Raw genomic sequence first — 18,682 nt, 5'->3', positions numbered from 1 at the left:
TCTCCAAAGGGAGAGATTCATGACCGACCACATCCTCGTCATCGACGAAGGCACCACTTCAACACGGGCGATGCTGTTTGCGAAGGACGGCACATGTCTTGGCAGTGCGCAGCGTCCTCTGACGCAGCATTATCCGGCGCCCGGTCTTGTCGAGCATGATGCCGCCGAAATCTGGGGTCTTACGCTCGAATGCGCGCGCGAGATGGTGGCACAGGCTGGCGGGGCGCATGCCATTGCCGGCATTGGCATCACCAACCAGCGGGAGACGGTGGTCTTCTGGGATAGGCGCACTGGCGAGCCACTGGCGCGCGCGATCGTCTGGCAGGACCGGCGCACCGCTGACATGTGTGAGGCACTGAAGGCGGCGGGCAACGAACCGGATGTGCAAGCCAAGACCGGACTGCTGCTCGATCCCTATTTCTCCGGATCGAAGATCGGCTGGGCGCTCAAGAATTGGCCGCAGTTGAAGGAGGCTGGGGACAACCTCGCGGTCGGGACGATCGAAAGCTATCTTGTCTATCGCCTGACTGGCGGCAAGGTGCATGTCTCCGATGCCAGCAATGCCAGCCGCACCGCGCTGATGGCAATCGGCAGCGGCGATTGGGATGATGGCCTGCTCAGCCTGTTCGGCGTGCCGCGCTCGATCCTACCCGAAATCTGCGACAGCGCGGGACAATTGGGGATGACGGAAGCCAGCTTGTTTGGCGCACCCATTGCAATCACCGGAATGGCGGGGGACCAGCAGGCGGCGCTGATCGGACAAAGCTGCCTCGAACCCGGACAGACCAAGGCAACCTTCGGCACTGGCGCATTCGTGCTCACCCAGACCGGGCGGACCTTGCCCAAATCGACCAACCGCCTGCTGGCAACGGTAGCCTGGCAATTGGGCGGGGAGCGGCATTATGCGCTCGAAGGCTCAGTCTTTGTTGCTGGCAGTTTGATCCAGTGGCTGCGCGATGACCTTGGCCTGATCGACGCCTCGCCCGACACCGAACCGCTCGCACGCAGCGTAGAGGATAATGGCGGGGTCTATCTTGTCCCGGCACTTTCCGGCCTCGGTGCGCCGCATTGGCAACCGAGCGCACGCGCCGCGATCCACGGGCTGACCTTTGCCGCCAAAAAGGCACATGTCGCGCGCGCCGCGTTGGAGGCGATGGCGCACCAGACCCACGACCTCAAAACCGCCTTTGCCGCCGACGGTGCGGACTGGGCCGAACTTCGCGTCGATGGCGGCATGGTGTCAAACGGCTGGATGGTACAGGATCTGGCGGACATTTTGGCCGTCGAGGTAGAGCGTCCGGACTTTGTCGAAACCACGGCCTTGGGCGCTGCGATGCTGGCGGGTGTAGGTGCAGGGCTGTACAGCTCGCTTGCTGATGCTTCGGTGATGCGCGGCAAGGTCGGGCGGTTCAGCCCGGCAATGGACACCAAAGCGCGAGAAGCTCGACTGGCAGGATGGAAGGATGCGTTGGGGCGGGTGCTCGCCTAACGCCCCATCTTCTTCGCGCGCCGCCGTTGCACACTCGATCCAATCCCCATCGCCTCACGATATTTGGCAACGGTGCGACGGGCGATGTCGAAACCTTTTTCCTTGAGCATGTCGACCAGCGTGTCGTCGGACAAAATGTCATCGGGAGCCTCTGCGTCGATCAGGGCCTTGATCGCGGCCTTGACGGCCTCTGCCGATGCACCATCGCCGTCGGCTGAACCGACCCCGCTGGAGAAGAAATATTTCAGGTCGAATAGTCCGCGTGAACAGTGGAGATATTTGTTGCTGGTGACACGGCTGACGGTTGATTCGTGCATGTCGATTTCTTCCGCCACCTGTCGCAACGTCAGTGGTTTCAGCCTGGACACGCCTTCGCGGAAAAAGCCTTCCTGCTGCTTCACGATTTCCTGCGCGACCTTCATGATGGTGCGCTGGCGCTGGTCCATCGCCTTGATCAGCCAATTGGCGTCCGCCAATGCCTCGTTCAGCCAGTTGTTCGCAGCCTTGTTATCTCCCCCGCCGCCCATTTCGGCATAATAGCTCCTATTGACGAGCAGCCGCGGCAGGTTGGCGCTGTTGAGTTCGATCGCCCAGCCCTTGCCCTGCGCGGTCACGAATATGTCAGGAGTGACCGCGACGGCGGCATCATCGCTATCAAACCGCAGACCCGGTTTCGGATCATAGCTGCGCAGTTCGACCAGCATGTCCCGCAAATCTTCGTCGTCGACCCGGCACAGCCGTTTGAGCTGATCAAAGCTTCCCCGCGCAACTAGATCCAGATTGTCGATCAGCCTTGCCATGCAAGGGTCGTAACGATCCGCTTCCTTCGCTTGCAGCGCGATGCATTCGGCCAGATCGCGGGCCCCGACTCCAGTGGGATCGAAAGTCTGGAGCACTGCGAGCGTTTCCTCCATCTCTGCGAGGGGCACGCCAAGGCGGTAAGCCAACCCCATCAAGTCGACCCCGAGCCAGCCTGATGGCTCAATATGTTCGATAAGTTGCTCAAGCAGCAGCAATTGCCTGCCCGAGGCACAGGCGCCGGCCTGCTGCATAAGATGTTCGCGAAGGCTGATATCGGGCGCGGCAAAGGCATCGAAATCGGGGCCCTCGCCAAAGTCGGAGCCGCGCACGTCGATGCCGTTCATTCCCAGCATCCCGTCTGCGCCAGCGCCGCCACCCTCGCCGGGTTCAAATTCCACCTGCGAGAAATCGGTATCGAGCGCTTCGCTGCCGGTGCCGAAATCGCCATCGTTCATCAACTGGTCGCTGCCCAGATTTTCGGCAGCGAGCGGGGTATCAGGTAATTCAGGGCCTTCGTTATCGCCCGGTGCATCGCTTGAAGCGATTTCGAGCAACGGGTTTCGTTCCAGTTCCTCGGCAATGAAGGCGTCGATTTCCAGCGAAGACAGCGCCAACAACTTGATCGCCTGCTGCAACTGCGGCGTCATCACCAGCGATTGGGTCTGCCGAAGATCGAGGCGGGGGGCTAGGGCCATGTCCGTTTCAGCCGTTCGGGGATGCAGTCACACGCGCCATCAGCGCTAACTCACATCTCAAACCCTTCGCCAAGGTAGAGCCTTCGGACATTGGCATCCTTCACTAGGTCTTCGGGCGAACCGGCGAACAGCACCTGGCCGCCATAGATGATGCAGGCCCTGTCAACGATGTCGAGCGTTTCGCGGACATTATGGTCGGTGATCAGCACGCCGATGCCGCGCTGCTTCAATTCCTTCACAAGGTCGCGAATGTCGTTGATCGAGATTGGGTCGATGCCGGCAAAGGGCTCGTCTAGCAGGATGATCGAGGGATTCGCCGCCAAGGCGCGGGCGATTTCGCAGCGCCGTCTTTCGCCGCCCGACAGCGCCATCGCCGATGCGGAGCGCAAACGCGTGAGGCCGAATTCTTCGAGCAATTGCTCGAGCCGCGCCTCGCGTGCCGCCTTGTCTGGTTCGGCGAGTTCGAGCACCGCCATGATATTCTGTTCAACCGAAAGCCCGCGGAAGATCGATGTTTCCTGCGGTAGATAGCCAAGCCCGAGAATGGCGCGGCGATACATAGGCAGGCGGGTGATATCTTCGCCATTCAGCATGATCCGGCCGGAATCGGGCTTCACCAAGCCCATTACCGAATAGAAGCAGGTTGTCTTGCCTGCGCCATTGGGGCCGAGCAGGCCAACGACTTCACCCTTTGCCACCGATAGCGAAACATCAGTCAGCACCGCGCGTTTGTCGTAGCTCTTTGCAATCGAAACCACGGCCAGACCGGACGTCAAACCTTCTTCGGTCACGGCGCTTGCTGGGGATTCATGCCCCTGCTTTTCAGCGCCTGATAGTTGGTCGAGGCTCATCCCGTTTCGGTTCCTTCACTGTTCGAACGCAGCAATACCCTGCAAAAAGCGGCAAGAAAAGCATGCATTGGCCGCAATTGGCAGGATTCGTGCATGAACAGCAAAGAGTGGGCCCAAAAAGCCCTAACTCTGGTCCGAAATGGTTCAGTTCTTGCGTTGCGGGACGGTGAATGTGCCGGTCACCCGGCCATTGCGGCCGCTGGCACCGGGGGCCGAATTGCTGCCGGTGATGGTCGAACGACCGGCGTTAAGATCGATGACAATGCGCGCGCCGTTCAAACGGTTCGCACCCTGTGTGAGGCGTACATTGCCGAGCAAGGTGATGAGGTTCGATCCCAGATCGTAAATCGCGGCATCGCTTGTCGCGCGCAAATCATCCTTGGTTATGGTGACGCCGCCTACTGCGTCGAGGCGGTTCACATCGATGCCGCCATTGCTGCTATAGGCCGCCGTCACGCGTGAAGCACGCAAGGTGAGCCCCGCTTGTGTTGCCGTCACCCCACCCGTCAGGATGACGCGGTCGGCGCGATCCTGCAATTCGATGGCACCAGCATCAAAATCAACCGGCGCGTTGCTGTTATGATTGCGGATCACCTGTGCGGGTGCGGCAACCGACAGCAGCGCTGCTGTTCCCAAGGCGCTGGCAAGCATGATTGGCAGGAAAGACTTTGACATCATGGCCCTATCTAATCGCATTCTGGTCTATGCGCAAATGCGCTCCACCCTCCAGGCGGACGATGCGCGCATCGACATCCGCGCGCAATTTGCCCGCGCTGAACGAGCCGACCTTGGTCGTGCCGTTGACCGGACCGAAGCTCTCGATCTGGCGGGTCTTCATGGCAAATTCCACATTATTGGCGGTCAGGCTGAAACCATCGCCACCGGTATAAGACATCGGGCCTTCAACGCGGACGCGCTCTGTTTCGAGGTTGTAATAACCTTGGCCAGCAACCAGCCGCGCCGGCCCACTTGCCATCAGCATCTCGCCTGACAGATCGTTGAGCCGGATTATCGGCTCTGCCGAACTTTTCTGGACCGCACTACCGCCGCGCAAGGTGAAGGGGCGGCCACGGCTGTCTTCACCGCGGTACATGGCGTTGGTGAGCCGCATACGTTCGCGCGCCATGTTCACCTCATCCTTGGCAAGGACGAAGCTCATTTCCTGGGTGTTGGAGAAGGGGCTGACAACAAGCAGCGCTACCAGAACGCCGATGATGCTGGGCAAGCCGACGCGCAATATCCGCACCAACCGGTCATGACGACCGCCAGGGGCAGCGAAATCCTGCCTAAGCGTGCGTTCCCGGTCGGCAAGTTCTGACATGGCGCTGTTGTGGCTTCCGTTCGCTGAATGGCGGTTTAGCTGTGTGCGAAAATATCGTCTTCGGGCCAACCCATCAGGTCGAGTCGGGCGCGATGCGGCAGGAAATCGAAACAGGCCTGCGCGATTTCGCTGCGTCCCTCGCGTTCGAGTCGGATGACGAATTCGGCGTGCAGGCGGTGCAGGAAGCGGACATCGCTAGCCGCATAATCCTTTTGCGCTTCGCTCAAAACCGGCCCGCCCCAGTCGCTCGATTGCTGCTGTTTGGAGATATCGGTGCCGAGCAATTCCTTGACCAACTCCTTCAGGCCATGGCGATCGGTGAATGTGCGGGTCAGGCGCGACGCTATCTTGGTGCAGAAAAGCGGGGCTGCCGTTACTTTCAGATAATGCTCGATTGCGGCAAGGTCGAAGCGAGCAAAATGGAAAAGTTTCAAGCGGTTGGGGTCGCCCAATATCCGTCGCAGATTGGGCGCGGCATAATTGCTACCTGGGCCGAAGCGGATGAGATGTTCATCGCCGCCTCCGTCGGAAATCTGCAACAGGCACAACCGGTCGCGCAATGTGTTGAGGCCCATGGTTTCGGTATCGACCGCCAACGCCGAGGTGCCTTCCAGCACGCCATCGGGCAGGTCTTCTTCGTGGAGGAAAACGCTCATCCGCGTTCAAACTTTCTTTGTCGTATTGAATGGCTCTTCCTGTGCCCCAGCAACGCCGACAAGGCAAGGTTTACGACTTTTACCTCGATTTAGGTGTATTGCATTATTTGCTATCGCGCATTCCGCGCATAGGGTATAACCTGATATTGCGGAAGCCAGTGGCATGTCGCGGGAAATGTGGAATATTCGTCCTGTTCTGCGTGGATCGAATTTTGTGGGCGACGGGAAAGTATTAGTTCGAACATGAGTTTTAATGACAAGCGTCGTGGCCGTGGCCGTGACAAGCGTGACCGTTTTGGCGACGACAATTTCGGTTTTGATGCCCCCTCATTCCCCGGCGAATTGCGCGGTGGCGAGCGCTCAGGCGGCGGCTTTGGTGGCCCCCGCGGTGGCGGTGGCGGCTTTGGTGGCGGCGGTGGCGGTGGCTTCCGCGGCGGCGCACCGCGCGGCCCTGCAATGCCTGCTCAAGTGGTCGGCAATGGTAAGGGTGTAGTCAAATTCTTCAACAATCAGAAGGGCTTCGGCTTCATCCAGGTTGATGATCGCCCCGACGATGTGTTTGTTCATATCAGCGCCGTCGAGCAGGCTGGCCTTACCGGTCTTGCCGAAGGACAGCCGCTGGAATTCACGCTTGTTGACCGCGGCGGCAAGGTCTCGGCAACCGATCTCGTCATCGAAGGCGATCCGCTTCCCGTTCCCGAGCGCGCACCGCGCCCTGAACGCAGCGGTTTTGACCGCGGCGGCGATCGCGGCGGTGACCGTGGCGGCTTCAATCGTGGTGGTGATCGTGACGGCGGCTTCCAGCGTGGCCCGATGCGCGAATCGACTGGCGAACGCGCCAACGGCACCGTCAAATTCTTCAACGACATGAAGGGATTCGGTTTCATCCAGCGTGACGATGGCGGTGAAGATGTGTTCGTGCACATTTCTGCGCTTGAACGTTCGGGTGTCGGCCAGGTGACCCAGAATGACCGTCTGGCATTCGACATTGAAGTCGATCGTCGCGGTAAATTTTCGGCAACCAATGTCGAGCGTCTCGCTGAATAATCGGACGACTTAATTAGCGAACAAAAAAAGGGCCTCTTTCGAGGCCCTTTTGCATTGTGGCTTTGGCGGTTCAACGTGTCGGTACCGGCACGTCTCCGGTATAATCATAAAAGCCGCGCTTGGTCTTGCGACCGAGCCATCCAGCCTCGACATATTTCACCAGCAGCGGGGCAGGGCGATACTTCGAGTCGCCTGTTGTATCGTGCAACACCTTGATGATTTCGAAGCAGGTATCGAGCCCGATGAAATCGGCCAGCGTGAGCGGGCCCATCGGATGGTTGAGACCAATCTGGCAGGCCATATCGATATCCCGGATCGAGGCGACGCCTTCACCCAACGAAAAGCAGGCTTCATTCAACATCGGCATCAGGATGCGGTTCACGATGAAACCGGGTACGTCTTCGGCAAAGACCATCGACTTGCCCAGCGCATCGCCAAACATCCGCACCTTTTCCACGGTCTGTTCGGATGTCGCCAAGCCGCGGATCACCTCGATCAGGCCCATGACAGGCACGGGATTGAAGAAGTGTACGCCGATGAAGCGGGCCGGATCTGGCGAGGATTGCGCCATGCGGGTGATAGGGATGGACGAGGTGTTGGTCGCGAGCACCGCTTGGTGGCCGAGTACCTTGCCCACCTCTTCAAAGATCTTGCGTTTGATGTCTTCGCGCTCGGTTGCGGCTTCGATCACCAGGCCAGCCGATGCCATTGGTTCATAGCTCGCCACCGGTTCGATGCGCGAAATAAGCTGTTCGGCCTCGGCAACGCCAATTTTCTCGCGTTCAACCAGACGATGCACTGCTTTGGCGATGCCGTCCTTGCCGGCTTGTGCGCGGGCGATGTCGACGTCCGAAAGCAGCACATGATAACCCGCAGCAGCGCTGACTTGCGCAATGCCGGATCCCATTTGCCCTGCCCCGATAACTGCAACCGTGCGCATAGATTTTGACCCCTTCGATTATGTTCGGCGCCCCCCTAGCGTAGCAAGGCGGTTGGCGATAGACTGTTTGCCATGAGCTTGCATTTTGTTCGAACCGTTGTTGCGGGATCGCTTCTGGCGATGCCGGCAGTTGCTGCGCCTGTAACATTGGGAGAGCAATTTTTTCGCAAGGATTGGGCGGCAGCTTGCGACAACAGCCTGGCGTGCGAGGCGGTATCCATGGCGCCCGATGGCGATTTGGCTGACAAGACCTGGGTGCGGATCGCACGCGATAGCGGGGCTGACACTGTAAGCGTCAAGATCGGGCTTTCGGAACCCAAAGGCGACCGGTACCGATTGTTGATCGATGGTCGCTTGGTTGACAGCGGCATGCTTTCGAAGGGCGAATGGGCAATTGAGGCAGCGCCTTCAAATGCACTGCGCGTGGCTAGGGCGATAGGGCGCGGGCGGAAAATGGTTATCCTCGGCTCTGACGGCAGCAAGCTCGGCGAACGTTCGTTGAATGGATCTGCTGCGGCGCTAATCCACATCGACTTCCTCCAGAACCGGGCACGTACCCGCAATGCGCTTTTCCTTGCCGGTCGAAGGACGCTGCAACCCAAATCCATGCCATTGCCTGTCATTGCCGCCCAACGGATTGGCAAGGCTGGCGCAGTTCCCGATGCGGGCACCATCATTGCTGTCGTCGAAAAATCGCAATGCCCTGCAGAGCAGCTTGCGGTAACCGAAAACAGCGCGTTCAGCCTTGGCAAAAAAGGCGGCGTGAACAAAGTTCTGATACTGGTTGGCTGTGGCGCCGGAGCCTATAATATGACGATGGCACCCTATGTGGGAAGCTCGACCGATGGCCGGAGATGGAGCTTCACACCAGCGCGCTTTGATTATCCGGAAAAGCCGGATGAAGGCATGGGTGGCGCGGTTCTCCTTTCCAATCCCGAATGGGATGCGGCAAACCAGCAGCTCAACAGCTTCCACAAAGGGCGCGGGCTTGGCGATTGCGGTCGTTCGGCCAATTATGTCTGGGATGGCAATCAGTTCCGCCTGGTCGAGGCGACAGGAATCGATGAATGCAATGGCGCCCGCAGCTGGATGACATTGTGGCGCGCCAAGGTTGAATTCACCGACTAGGCAATGCTCCAGCTGCTATTCAGCAGGAGCGTGTGTCAGCCTTTGCGGGCCTTTAGCAGCAGTTCGGCCACTCCATAGGTCCGCTCATTGTCGACATCGATCGCAAACGCGCCATCCGGGGTAATCTGCGGTACAACCCGAACACCAAAGCGGCGGGAAATGGCTTTGAAAGCCTTGTCGAGCGTCCACCAGCCCAGCCGAAACCGGATTAAGTTGAGGATACCGAATGCCTTGGCAATGCGGGCGCGATTCTTGGCGAACTGGCCGCCTTCACGGAACGCCTCGGTCGCGCGCAGCGCCTTACTGTTGCGCAGCCAAAAGACATTGCAGTTGGAAATCGCCACATCGCTGAATTCATAGAATTTGCGTTGCCCATCGGGATGGGCCGCACGAATGGATTCGCGCGTTGCAAGAACGACCACCGCATCGCCTTCGCTGGCGAGCGCGTCGCGATGCACGCCCTGAAGGTAACCGCTTTCGGCGAGCACATTGTCGGCGGTTGTGATCAGCAATGGAAATGCGGCATCGCCACCGGCCAGAGCAATGGCGTGTTCGACGCTTTCGACAATCCCGGCCTGTGCCTCGCACAGCACCAATCGGCCTGCAGCCTTCAGCGCCGCGACTGTCGGTAAATCGGCAATCACCGCTGGGTCGTGGATCGAAATCAGGACTTTCGCCTCTGGAAAGGCCGGACCGACTGCCTCAGCCACCCATTCGAGCAGTGGCTTGCCGTTGATGGGCACACGGCATTTGTGGCTGACGCCCGCGCGTTCGGCGAGCGGATCGAGCTTCCCGTCGCGTTTGCCTGCGAGGATGAGGATGGTCGGTTGGTCGTTCATGTCGCGCCTATAGGGTTGGACACAATTTCGGGCAAGCTAAGGCTGGCCAAACAGGGGAATTTGCACTAGGCGCAGCCGCGAAAAGGGAATTCGGGGTTTTATGGCAAACGCGCTTCGTATCGGATTGGCCGGGCTGGGAACGGTGGGCACCGGCGTCATCCAGCTTGTCGAAGAAAATCGCGCACTTATTTCGCGCCGCGCCGGTCGGCCGATTGAAATCACCGCAATCACTGCACGCGACCGCTCGAAGGATCGCGGCGTTGACCTCACACCCTATCGCTGGGTTGATGATATGGGCGAACTCGCCACCGCACCCGATGTCGATGTGGTGGTCGAACTGGTGGGCGGATCGGATGGCCCTGCGCTGACGCTCGCTCGCGAAACGCTGGGCGCCAGCCGGGCGCTGGTGACTGCGAACAAGGCAATGATTGCACATCATGGCGCAGAGCTTGGCGCACTTGCCGATGCCAAGGGTGCACCGCTGAAATTCGAAGCAGCAGTTGCGGGCGGCATTCCGGTGATACAGGGGTTGCGCGATGGCGCGGCGGCCAACCGCATCGACCGCGTTTACGGCATCCTCAACGGCACCTGCAACTTCATCCTATCGGCGATGGAACGCGATGGCCGTGATTTCGCCGAGGTGCTTTCGGACGCACAGGCCAAGGGCTTTGCCGAGGCCGATCCCAGCTTCGACATTGATGGTGTCGATGCCGCGCACAAGCTTTCGATCCTCGCCTCGCTCAGCTTTGGCAGCCGCATCGATTTTGACGGTGTCGATATTCGCGGCATTCGCAAGATCATCGCTGCTGACATCGCGCAGGCGCAGGCGCTGGGATATCGCATCCGCCTGATCGGCCTTGCCGAAGTCGATGGCGAAAATGGAGGCTCTTCGCTGTATCAGCGCGTGCAGCCATGCCTTGTACCGATCGACCACCCACTCGCCAATGTAACCGGCGCGACAAATGCTGTTGTTGCGGAAGGCAATTTCTCTGGCCGCCTGCTGTTTCAGGGAGCGGGCGCGGGCGATCGTCCCACCGCATCGGCGGTGGTTGCCGATCTTGTCGATATCGCGCGCAAGGAAACTGGCCCGGCTTTCTCGGTTCCGACCGCCGAACTTGAAGAATTGCCGCGCGCGACCGCTGCCCACCGGATCAACAAAACCTATTTGCGCATGCTCGTTGCCGACCGGCCGGGTGTGCTTGCCGAAATCGCCGCCGCGATGCGCGACGCCGGGCTTTCGATCGAGAGCCTGATCCAGCGCGAAGTGGGTGACGGTTCGGCGCTGATCGCCATGGTCACCCACGAAGCGCGTGAGCAGGCCGTTACCGATACCCTCGCTGCCCTCAAAGGCTCTGACAGCCTGCAGGGCGAACCGATGGTCATGCACATATTGGGAGAATGAAATGACGACGCAACCAACAGGAGAATTGGCTGGCGGCGCAATGGACCGCGTCCTTGTCCTTGAAATGGTACGCGTGACCGAAGCTGCGGCTATGGCAGCTGCCAGCATGATCGGCCGGGGTGATGAAAAGGCGGCGGACGCTGCTGCCGTCGAAGCGATGCGCGCTGCGCTCAACGACCTTTATATGGACGGCACCGTCGTAATCGGTGAGGGTGAACGCGACGAAGCACCGATGCTCTATATCGGTGAAAAGGTCGGCAATGCGCCGGGCAAGGGGCCCAAGATCGACATCGCGCTCGACCCGCTCGAAGGCACCACGATCACGGCAAAGGCTGGACCAAATGCGATGGCGGTGCTCGCGGTTGCTGAAGAGGGCAACCTCTTGAACGCACCTGATGTCTATATGGAAAAGCTTGCGGTCGGCCCCGGCTATTCGCACGGAATTATCGATCTTGCCAAGACGCCGACCGAAAATGTCCTTGCCGTTGCCAAGGAAAAGGGCGTTCCGCCTGAAGAAATCATTGTCTGCGTTCTCGATCGCCCGCGCCATGACAAACTGATCGCAGAACTGCGCTCGCTGGGTTGCGGTATCATGCTGATTCCCGACGGCGACGTGGCTGGTGTTATCGCAACCACCAACCCGGACACGACGATCGACCTGTACATGGGCTCCGGTGGTGCACCCGAAGGTGTTCTGGCGGCTGCAGCGCTCCGCTGCGTCGGTGGTCAGTTCAAGGGCCGCTTGCTGTTCCGCAACGACGACGAGCGCCTGCGCGCGCGCAAATGGGGCATCGAGGATCTCGACAAGATTTACGATCTTGAGGAACTGGCCAAAGGCGACTGCATCTTTGCAGCGACCGGCGTGACCAGCGGTTCCCTACTCGAAGGCGTAAAGCGCACCCGCGATGGCAAGATCACGACGGAAAGCGTCGTGATGCGCGCCTCGTCGGGCACCGTGCGCTGGGTGAAGAGCGAGCACCGCCGCGCTTAATCGGCGCTAGAAAACCCCTAACGCCAATCCCTCAGCCATGGCTGCGCCCAATTCGACAGCCGTGGTGAGGTCGGCTTCGCTGATCGTTTTGGGTGTCAGGATTTCTTCGGGCGTTTGCGCGTGGGTGCAAACGATCAGGCTATCAGCGATGCGTTTCAGCCGCCAGCCGGTCGCGATGCGCTCTGCCTGGCGGACGGCGTTGCTTCCATCCGATCCCGCGCATACCAGCAGCGCATAAGGCCGCCCTTCGATCTGCCCAAGGCACGGATAATAACTGCGGTCAAAAAATGCCTTCATCACCCCGCTGATTGCAGCGAGGTTTTCTGGAAAGGCGAAGATATAGCCATCAGCTTCGAGCAGCGTTTGTGGGCTGGCATCATCGGCGTGCAGTAACAGCGTTTCAACACCAGACGCATTTGCCGCTCCCGACGCTGCAGCTTCGGCCAGCGCCTTTGATCCGCCCGTCATACTGTGCCAGATGATGGCGAGCCGTTTCATGTGGATGGAGCCTCGGCGAGGCGCGGAATTTCCGTAATTGCGGGTTCGTGGCCCCATCCTGCAAGCGCCTTGACCAGATCGCTTCCGGCAAGCCCCAGCGATGCAGTGTTGCGCAGCGGATGCACCCAAACGGTTGCCGCATCGGCAAGCTCAGAATCGAGTACGACTCGCACTTCGCCGCTTGTGTCATTCATTGTACCCAGCGGAGTCACCGATCCGGGCGTCAGCACCAACAGGCGCAGCAGGTCCTCGGCCTTGGCAAAGCTCAGGCGTTTTGATCCGATTGCGACCGGCAGGGATTTAAGGTCAACGCGAATTTCCCCGGGCACGGTCACCAACCAGAATTGGCCGCCATTATCCTTGAGGAACAGGTTTTTGGTATGTGCGCCGGGCAGGCTGGCATTGAGCTCCCGGCTTTCATCAACAGTGAACACGGCATGGTGTTCGACTACTCTGAATGCAATGCCGCGCGCCTCCAGCTCGGCATAGAGGCGCGCTTCATTGTCCAATTTTTAGCCCCGGTGCAAAGCGCAGAGCTTGTTGCCGGTCGGGTCACGCAAATAAGCGAGATAGAGACGGCCAAAACCGCCTTCGCGCCAGCCCGGCGGGTCTTCGATCGCCTTGCCGCCATTGGCAACGCCAGCTGCATGCCAAGCGTCGGCCTGCTCGGGCGTCATCGCAAAGCCGATTGTGCCGCCATTGGCGCCGCAAGCGGGCTCACCATTGATCGGTGGTGTCACAATAAAAAGCCCACCATTGTGCATGTAAATCAGTCGACCATTGTCATCGGTAATGGCGGGATTGCCTCCAAAAGCCGCGAAGGTCGCGTCATAAAATTTCTTGGCTGCGGCAATATCGTCCGCACCCACCATAACATGGCTAAACATAGTCTCTCTCCTTGGTTGAAATTCTAGAAAACCACGACGCTACGGATGCTCTTGCCCGCATGCATCAGGTCGAAGGCAGTGTTGATCTCCTCGAGACCCATGACATGGGTGATCATGGGATCGATCTCGATCTTGCCGTTCATGTACATGTCGACGATCTTGGGAACGTCGGTGCGGCCTTTGGCACCGCCGAACGCAGTGCCGCGCCAGTTGCGCCCGGTGACGAGCTGAAACGGGCGTGTGGCAATCTCCTTGCCCGCCTCGGCAACCCCGATGATTATGCTAGTGCCCCAGCCGCGATGGCAGGCTTCGAGCGCGATGCGCATAACTTCGGTATTGCCGGTGGCGTCAAAGGTATAATCCGCGCCGCCATCGGTCATTTCGACAATCTTGGCGACCACGTCCTCGCGGCTCATGCCCTTGGAGTTAAGGAACGCCGTCATACCGAATTTGCGACCCCATTCCTCGCGATCGGGGTTGATGTCGACGCCAATGATCATGTTGGCACCGGCAAGCCGCGCACCCTGGATGACGTTGAGGCCGATACCGCCAAGCCCGAAGACTACGACATTGTCGCCCACTTGTACCTTGGCGGTGTTGATGACGGCGCCAACACCGGTGGTCACGCCGCAACCGATATAGCAGCTCGTCTGGAACGGCGCGTCTTCGCGGATCTTGGCAACCGCGATTTCGGGCAGCACGGTGAAGTTCGAAAAGGTTGAGCAGCCCATATAATGATAGATTGGTTGGCCCTTATAGCTGAAGCGCGTAGTGCCATCGGGCATCAGCCCCTTGCCCTGCGTCGCGCGGATCGCGGTGCACAGGTTGGTCTTGCCCGAAAGGCAGCTTTTGCACTGGCGGCATTCGGGGGTGTAGAGCGGGATCACATGGTCGCCGGGCTTTACAGAGGTCACGCCCGCGCCAACCTCACGCACCACGCCTGCGCCTTCATGGCCAAGGACACTCGGGAAAATCCCTTCGCTGTCGAAACCATCGAGCGTATAGGCATCGGTGTGGCAGATGCCCGTTGCCATGATCTCGACCAGCACCTCGCCCGCCTTCGGACCTTCCAGATCAAGCTCGACAATCTCGAGCGGCTTCTTCGCTTCAAACGCAACTGCTGCGCGGGTCTTCATATGCAAAACTCCCCTGGAACTTGCAGGTGGCTATGCCGATTCCATTACGCACCTGCAAGCCTCTCGGAGATCTATTCAGAATGATTGCCAGCGCAGCCGGATAAAGCCGGAGCGACCGGTGCCGGGCAGGCGCGCACCCAACGCTATGTCGGAGCCGCTGTTGCGGTTATAGCCAGCGAGATGTTCGACATAATATTTGCCGAAAAGATTCTCGACGCCGACATCAAGGCGCAAGCCATCGCGCATGATCCAGTAACCAAATAGGTTGAAAGTCAAATAGCCTTTGCTCGAAACTTCGCCATTTCTCGCCGAAACCTTATGCTGTTTGGCAACCGCCAACGCTTCTGCCGTCAGCAACCAGCTTTTGGCTTCCCATGCGAGGTCCAGTCGCGCAGTGGCAGGCGCGATACGGTAGAGGTTATCATGGATATCACGCCTTTTGCCGCGAACATAGCTCGCGACGCCATCCAACCTGAGAGGGCCGACTAAGCGCGTTCCGAATGCGATGTCGGCACCATAGATTTCGGCGTCAACATTGGCAAAGCGCAGCGGCGTTGAGTCACCGCTCGCCGATGATACCATTTCGACTGGCGTATCAAGCACGCCGGGGGTTACATCAAATGGCACACCCTGAATGAAATCGTCGAGCCGGCGATAATAGACCAGCGGACGCGCATAGGCCGTTTCGGCATTCCAGTCGAATCCCGCCTCGAAAAGCCATGCTTTCTCGATCTTCAGCGCAGGTGACCCGACATAGATGTTGCCATCAGCCAAGCCGCCGCTGGCCTCGGTCGGCAGCCATGCGAAGCGCTCAACCAAACTCGGCGCCCGGGTCTTGTGGGCGAGGGTGAAGCGCGGCGTTACATCTCCGAAATCTGCGGAAAGGCGCAAGGCGGCATCAATCGAAGTTCCCGACCATTCCCGGTCGGCATTTGCAAAAGTGCGCGCTAGATTGGCTGGCCCCATTGGCACTCCCGGTCCGAAACGCGGCACTTCGGTGCTGGCACCATGACGATCGACACGAAGACCCAATTCAGCGTCAACCACACCTAGCGCCGCGCTGGCTTCGGCAAATGCGCCGATGCGGTCGCTTCTCGCCCGGTCGAGCGGGTGGATGAAGAAGGTGGGAGAAAGCGGGTTGTAAAGCATGAACCCTTTGTCGATAGCTTCAAAATCGCTCCCAATCCGAACGTGCCGGTCGATGCTTCCAAAGCGCAAGGAAAGCCCCGCACCCATTGTATCGGCATAGGTATCCGACTGCCGCGTCGCCGCAATTGCAGGTGCAGGACGCTGGGTGAAATTGTTCATCCGGTGCTCGACCCCCGAATAGTCTACATGTGCTTCAAGCGTTAGATCGGATGCCAATTCACCTTCAAAACCTGCGCGCAGAAAATCGGTGTGAAAGTAGATAATATCCATCGCAAAGGGTGGGTTGCCCGAGCGCCCGGTATCCTGCCGCCGATATTCCAGTGAGATTTCTCCCGACCCGGTCTGGAAACCCGCATGCACACCATAAACTGCGCGTTCGAAGCCCGTGCTGCCAACGCGCCCACGCGGAAAGCGCATGTCGTCGCCTTTTTCCCATGACGCGATGGCGCCGAACCTGACCCGGTCATTGGCAAGTCCAACCATTCCGCCTGCCGCAACGCTGTCATCGACACTGCGATATTGCACCGAGATATCGACCTGCGGCGAAAGCGTGCCTGCATTGCCAAAACGCGCCTGCTTCAAAACTGCGTTAACGCCACCGCCGAAACCTGGGCCATCGCGCACGGGAGAAGCACCTCGCGCAATTTCAACTCTTTCGATTAATGCCATGGGCGCATAATGCATGGCAGGGTCCATCGCATTGGGCCCACCGGTTGCGAAATGCTGGCCATTGACACGCAGCAAAATGCGCTCGCCGAACAGCCCCCGCATCTGAACCTGTCCGGAAAGCGCGCCATTATCGACTAACGCCATGCCGGGCTGGCGCGCGATGAAAGCTGCTGTATCAGGGCCGGTCGCCAGCTCTTCATCGGCTTCACGGTCAAGGTTGAGCGCTGTTGTGCGCTGTGCGGTGACAATGATCAGATTTCCATCGGTCTGGTCAGATGTTTGCGCAAGTGCAGGGCACGTGGCTGCAACCGCCGCAAATGCGGTCGCTACAAAAAATCGGATTATCATTTATCAGTCTCTCAAACTCGGGTGTTCAGCCAACCAGCATCCGCAGCTTGTCGAGAGCGGTTTCCTCGGCTTCATGATGGTCGATGATCGAGGATAGCCGCCCCTTGGCATCCATCAGGAAAATCCCGGCGGTATGGTCTATCGTGTAGTCGCCATCAGGTTGGGCAGGGTCCAGCGGCACCTTTTTCATGTAAACGCCAAAGCCTTTCCGGATTTGCGCGAGTTGCGCATCGGTGCCGGTCGCGGCGATAATCGGCGTACCGAACATTTCGGCATAGGCCCCGATATCTTGCGGCCTGTCGCGTTCGGGATCGACCGAAACGAAAACGATATCGAATTTGTCGCCGTCCGCTCCCAATTTCTTTCGCAGCAAGGCGAGCCGCGCCAACGTTGTCGGGCAGACATCGGGGCAGCGTGTGAACCCGAAAAAGATCGCATAAGGGCGTCCGGCCAAACTTTTGTCGGTCAATACCGATCCATCCGACCGAGTCAGTTCAAACGTCCCGCCAAATGGCAATGCAGCCGTTGCCGGCGCCTGTTTCTCAACGCCATTCTTCTCGAGGCCCAGGAACAGTATGGCGCCGAGCAGCGCCGCCACCCCTGCAACAAGCCAGAGCAGTTTGCGAACCGCGGCGATGTTGCTCGCGATATCCTGATCAGTGTCCGCCATGATGCCCCTCCATCGCAGATGTCGAGGAAATGGACTGCACGTCAAAATTTACCTTCACGGCGCCCGCACGTTGGAACTTCAACGTGACCGGAATCTTGTCACCCAGTTTGAACGGCTTTTTGAGGCCAATGAACATTATGTGCAAACCACCCGGTTTCAGTTCCACCGATTTTCCGGCGGGAATGGCAATGCCCTCCTTAACCTGCCGCATCTTCATGACCCCCTTGTCCATGCTCATGCTATGGATCTGCACCTCGGCGGCCATGGGAGTGCTGGCGGTTAGCAACCTGTCGTCGGTTTTGCCTGCATTGCGGATGGTGAGGAACCCTCCGCCTACGCTTTGATTGGGGGCGGTTTCGCGGGTCCAAGCTTTGCTGGTCGAAATTGGGCCTGCGGTAGCATTTTGTGCAAGGATAGGCGTGGCAAGCATTGCAAGGCCGAGCCCTGCCAGCGCGAAAGCTGAATTGGATTTCATGATTTTACTCCGGATTTGCAGATGCATCTTGGATGCGGAAGCACCTGCGGAATTGACTATAAGGATTGGAAAGTCAGTTCCGGGCCGGAGGGCCGCGCAAAGGGGGGCGCAGATGGTTGTCTTGCGCGAGCAGAATACCGGTTTTCGGAAGGAAGCCGAGCGCAAGGATGAAGGCAAAGGCCATCGCCAAGACGGGCGCATCAGCGCCGCCCAGCCCGGCCATCAATGTCGATGAATAGGCGCACACTTTGCCCGCACGACCGGTGTCATCGCCTTGGTCTGGCCCGTCCTGCTTCATCGGAACCGTCACGGCACGCGATTGCATGCTGCCGCTGCCATCGACGCAGATACTGACGGTGAAGGTCTTGCTGGCAGGCGCGACCATATAGCCTGCGGGGATCAGTGCCTTTGCAAGCAATGCCGTCGCCACCAGCAGCATGGCGAGCTGGTAATGCGTACGAAGCAGGAGTCGCATGGCGAACATGGCAAAGCCCCTAGGCGGAAGTTACCACCATGTCAGCCCTGTTGCGCAAAGACGCATTGATCTGGGGCAGTTTCGAATGAGAATAGTGGCGGTGGGAAGTCGACCGGCATCGAACCTTCTCTGGGGAATATGCAATTCTGGACTTGTAACGGTTTTGCGCCGGTCACCTGAGCGTTTAGAGCTCGCAATAGGAGACCGAAGAGATG

General features: G+C 59.1%; 20 protein-coding genes. 5 read left to right on the top strand and 15 right to left on the bottom strand.

The genetic code is table 11. The features are described 5' to 3' along the window. Nucleotides 1-19: 19 nt before the first annotated feature. Entirely contained in the window at nucleotides 20-1,489 is a 1,470-nt protein-coding gene (gene glpK / locus ACFSAG_RS03080) for a glycerol kinase GlpK (RefSeq protein WP_381511318.1), read from the top strand. On the opposite strand, the gene rpoN is transcribed toward glpK, so the two are convergent. The 5 genes from rpoN to ACFSAG_RS03055 all read right to left on the bottom strand — a co-directional run bounded on the left by rpoN (nucleotide 1,486) and on the right by ACFSAG_RS03055 (nucleotide 5,813). After that, entirely contained in the window at nucleotides 1,486-2,985 is a 1,500-nt protein-coding gene (gene rpoN, locus ACFSAG_RS03075; RefSeq protein ID WP_381511316.1) for an RNA polymerase factor sigma-54, read from the bottom strand. The genes glpK and rpoN overlap by 4 nt on opposite strands. 50 nt (nucleotides 2,986-3,035) lie before the next feature. Then, on the bottom strand, nucleotides 3,036-3,836 hold the full coding sequence (gene lptB / locus ACFSAG_RS03070) for an LPS export ABC transporter ATP-binding protein (protein ID WP_381511314.1): 801 nt from the start codon (nucleotides 3,834-3,836) through the stop codon (nucleotides 3,036-3,038). Nucleotides 3,837-3,980: 144 nt separating this feature from the next. Continuing rightward, nucleotides 3,981-4,511 (bottom strand): LptA/OstA family protein, encoded by a 531-nt coding sequence (locus ACFSAG_RS03065; RefSeq protein WP_381512025.1) that lies wholly within the window; start codon nucleotides 4,509-4,511, stop codon nucleotides 3,981-3,983. A gap of 7 nt (nucleotides 4,512-4,518) precedes the next feature. Further along, entirely contained in the window at nucleotides 4,519-5,157 is a 639-nt protein-coding gene (locus ACFSAG_RS03060) for an LPS export ABC transporter periplasmic protein LptC (protein ID WP_374614200.1), read from the bottom strand. A gap of 35 nt (nucleotides 5,158-5,192) precedes the next feature. Beyond that, nucleotides 5,193-5,813, bottom strand: a complete 621-nt coding sequence (locus ACFSAG_RS03055; RefSeq protein ID WP_381511312.1) for a ribonuclease D — start codon at nucleotides 5,811-5,813, stop codon at nucleotides 5,193-5,195. A 243-nt stretch (nucleotides 5,814-6,056) separates the two neighbouring features. On the opposite strand from ACFSAG_RS03055, the gene ACFSAG_RS03050 reads away from it, so the two are divergent. Continuing rightward, nucleotides 6,057-6,860, top strand: coding sequence for a cold-shock protein (locus ACFSAG_RS03050; protein ID WP_381511310.1), 804 nt, complete (start codon nucleotides 6,057-6,059; stop codon nucleotides 6,858-6,860). Between the two features lie 70 nt (nucleotides 6,861-6,930). Here the strand turns inward: ACFSAG_RS03050 and ACFSAG_RS03045 are convergent, their stop codons facing one another. Further along, the gene (locus ACFSAG_RS03045; RefSeq protein ID WP_374614206.1) at nucleotides 6,931-7,800 is read right to left on the bottom strand and encodes a 3-hydroxyacyl-CoA dehydrogenase NAD-binding domain-containing protein; all 870 of its coding nucleotides are present in this window, start codon (nucleotides 7,798-7,800) and stop codon (nucleotides 6,931-6,933) included. 72 nt (nucleotides 7,801-7,872) lie between these two features. Here ACFSAG_RS03045 and ACFSAG_RS03040 point away from each other — a divergent pair, with 72 nt between their 5' ends. Further along, nucleotides 7,873-8,928, top strand: a complete 1,056-nt coding sequence (locus ACFSAG_RS03040; protein ID WP_381511307.1) for a DUF1176 domain-containing protein — start codon at nucleotides 7,873-7,875, stop codon at nucleotides 8,926-8,928. A 35-nt stretch (nucleotides 8,929-8,963) separates the two neighbouring features. Here ACFSAG_RS03040 and ACFSAG_RS03035 read toward each other — a convergent pair whose 3' ends face one another. Then, nucleotides 8,964-9,767, bottom strand: a complete 804-nt coding sequence (locus ACFSAG_RS03035) for an NTP transferase domain-containing protein (RefSeq protein WP_381511305.1) — start codon at nucleotides 9,765-9,767, stop codon at nucleotides 8,964-8,966. Between the two features lie 100 nt (nucleotides 9,768-9,867). Between ACFSAG_RS03035 and ACFSAG_RS03030 the strand changes: the two genes are divergently transcribed. Next, the gene (locus ACFSAG_RS03030) at nucleotides 9,868-11,169 is read left to right on the top strand and encodes a homoserine dehydrogenase (protein ID WP_374614212.1); all 1,302 of its coding nucleotides are present in this window, start codon (nucleotides 9,868-9,870) and stop codon (nucleotides 11,167-11,169) included. A gap of 1 nt (nucleotide 11,170) precedes the next feature. Continuing rightward, nucleotides 11,171-12,160, top strand: coding sequence for a class II fructose-bisphosphatase (glpX, locus tag ACFSAG_RS03025; RefSeq protein WP_374614214.1), 990 nt, complete (start codon nucleotides 11,171-11,173; stop codon nucleotides 12,158-12,160). Nucleotides 12,161-12,166: 6 nt separating this feature from the next. On the opposite strand, the gene ACFSAG_RS03020 is transcribed toward glpX, so the two are convergent. The 8 genes from ACFSAG_RS03020 to ACFSAG_RS02985 form a co-directional block, all read right to left on the bottom strand. Continuing rightward, nucleotides 12,167-12,658, bottom strand: a complete 492-nt coding sequence (locus tag ACFSAG_RS03020; protein ID WP_381511303.1) for a flavodoxin family protein — start codon at nucleotides 12,656-12,658, stop codon at nucleotides 12,167-12,169. Then, nucleotides 12,655-13,167 (bottom strand): prolyl-tRNA synthetase associated domain-containing protein, encoded by a 513-nt coding sequence (locus ACFSAG_RS03015; RefSeq protein ID WP_381511301.1) that lies wholly within the window; start codon nucleotides 13,165-13,167, stop codon nucleotides 12,655-12,657. Before ACFSAG_RS03015 ends, ACFSAG_RS03020 begins: the two co-directional genes overlap by 4 nt. A gap of 3 nt (nucleotides 13,168-13,170) precedes the next feature. Continuing rightward, nucleotides 13,171-13,545, bottom strand: coding sequence for a VOC family protein (locus ACFSAG_RS03010; protein ID WP_374614220.1), 375 nt, complete (start codon nucleotides 13,543-13,545; stop codon nucleotides 13,171-13,173). A 23-nt stretch (nucleotides 13,546-13,568) separates the two neighbouring features. Further along, complete coding sequence (locus tag ACFSAG_RS03005; protein WP_381511299.1) at nucleotides 13,569-14,681, bottom strand: S-(hydroxymethyl)glutathione dehydrogenase/class III alcohol dehydrogenase; 1,113 nt, start codon at nucleotides 14,679-14,681, stop codon at nucleotides 13,569-13,571. 75 nt (nucleotides 14,682-14,756) lie between these two features. Then, nucleotides 14,757-16,847, bottom strand: coding sequence for a TonB-dependent receptor (locus ACFSAG_RS03000; RefSeq protein ID WP_381511297.1), 2,091 nt, complete (start codon nucleotides 16,845-16,847; stop codon nucleotides 14,757-14,759). A gap of 25 nt (nucleotides 16,848-16,872) precedes the next feature. Then, on the bottom strand, nucleotides 16,873-17,517 hold the full coding sequence (locus ACFSAG_RS02995) for an SCO family protein (RefSeq protein ID WP_374614226.1): 645 nt from the start codon (nucleotides 17,515-17,517) through the stop codon (nucleotides 16,873-16,875). Beyond that, a complete protein-coding gene (locus tag ACFSAG_RS02990; protein WP_381511295.1) occupies nucleotides 17,504-17,992 on the bottom strand; it encodes a copper chaperone PCu(A)C in 489 nt (162 codons plus the stop codon). Before ACFSAG_RS02990 ends, ACFSAG_RS02995 begins: the two co-directional genes overlap by 14 nt. A 73-nt stretch (nucleotides 17,993-18,065) precedes the next feature. After that, the gene (locus ACFSAG_RS02985) at nucleotides 18,066-18,476 is read right to left on the bottom strand and encodes a DUF2946 family protein (protein ID WP_381511293.1); all 411 of its coding nucleotides are present in this window, start codon (nucleotides 18,474-18,476) and stop codon (nucleotides 18,066-18,068) included. Nucleotides 18,477-18,682: the final 206 nt, after the last annotated feature.

Source organism: Sphingorhabdus buctiana (genome assembly GCF_042680825.1).
In the GTDB taxonomy this organism is placed as follows: Bacteria; Pseudomonadota; Alphaproteobacteria; order Sphingomonadales; family Sphingomonadaceae; genus Sphingorhabdus_B; species Sphingorhabdus_B buctiana.
This window is presented reverse-complemented; position numbering and strand designations above follow the sequence as displayed.

Excerpts from the sequence above, each read along its gene's own strand:
- ACFSAG_RS03065 (WP_381512025.1), bottom strand. The coding sequence starts at position 4,511 with ATGTCAAAGTCTTTCCTGCCAATCATGCTTGCCAGCGCCTTGGGAACA.
- glpX (WP_374614214.1), top strand. The coding sequence starts at position 11,171 with ATGACGACGCAACCAACAGGAGAATTGGCTGGCGGCGCAATGGACCGC.
- ACFSAG_RS03040 (WP_381511307.1), top strand. The coding sequence starts at position 7,873 with ATGAGCTTGCATTTTGTTCGAACCGTTGTTGCGGGATCGCTTCTGGCG.
- lptB (WP_381511314.1), bottom strand. The coding sequence starts at position 3,836 with ATGAGCCTCGACCAACTATCAGGCGCTGAAAAGCAGGGGCATGAATCC.
- ACFSAG_RS02985 (WP_381511293.1), bottom strand. The coding sequence starts at position 18,476 with ATGTTCGCCATGCGACTCCTGCTTCGTACGCATTACCAGCTCGCCATG.
- ACFSAG_RS02990 (WP_381511295.1), bottom strand. The coding sequence starts at position 17,992 with ATGAAATCCAATTCAGCTTTCGCGCTGGCAGGGCTCGGCCTTGCAATG.
- ACFSAG_RS03050 (WP_381511310.1), top strand. The coding sequence starts at position 6,057 with ATGAGTTTTAATGACAAGCGTCGTGGCCGTGGCCGTGACAAGCGTGAC.
- glpK (WP_381511318.1), top strand. The coding sequence starts at position 20 with ATGACCGACCACATCCTCGTCATCGACGAAGGCACCACTTCAACACGG.
- ACFSAG_RS03060 (WP_374614200.1), bottom strand. The coding sequence starts at position 5,157 with ATGTCAGAACTTGCCGACCGGGAACGCACGCTTAGGCAGGATTTCGCT.
- ACFSAG_RS03035 (WP_381511305.1), bottom strand. The coding sequence starts at position 9,767 with ATGAACGACCAACCGACCATCCTCATCCTCGCAGGCAAACGCGACGGG.
- ACFSAG_RS03055 (WP_381511312.1), bottom strand. The coding sequence starts at position 5,813 with ATGAGCGTTTTCCTCCACGAAGAAGACCTGCCCGATGGCGTGCTGGAA.
- ACFSAG_RS03045 (WP_374614206.1), bottom strand. The coding sequence starts at position 7,800 with ATGCGCACGGTTGCAGTTATCGGGGCAGGGCAAATGGGATCCGGCATT.
- ACFSAG_RS03000 (WP_381511297.1), bottom strand. The coding sequence starts at position 16,847 with ATGATAATCCGATTTTTTGTAGCGACCGCATTTGCGGCGGTTGCAGCC.
- ACFSAG_RS03010 (WP_374614220.1), bottom strand. The coding sequence starts at position 13,545 with ATGTTTAGCCATGTTATGGTGGGTGCGGACGATATTGCCGCAGCCAAG.
- ACFSAG_RS03005 (WP_381511299.1), bottom strand. The coding sequence starts at position 14,681 with ATGAAGACCCGCGCAGCAGTTGCGTTTGAAGCGAAGAAGCCGCTCGAG.
- rpoN (WP_381511316.1), bottom strand. The coding sequence starts at position 2,985 with ATGGCCCTAGCCCCCCGCCTCGATCTTCGGCAGACCCAATCGCTGGTG.
- ACFSAG_RS03030 (WP_374614212.1), top strand. The coding sequence starts at position 9,868 with ATGGCAAACGCGCTTCGTATCGGATTGGCCGGGCTGGGAACGGTGGGC.
- ACFSAG_RS02995 (WP_374614226.1), bottom strand. The coding sequence starts at position 17,517 with ATGGCGGACACTGATCAGGATATCGCGAGCAACATCGCCGCGGTTCGC.
- ACFSAG_RS03020 (WP_381511303.1), bottom strand. The coding sequence starts at position 12,658 with ATGAAACGGCTCGCCATCATCTGGCACAGTATGACGGGCGGATCAAAG.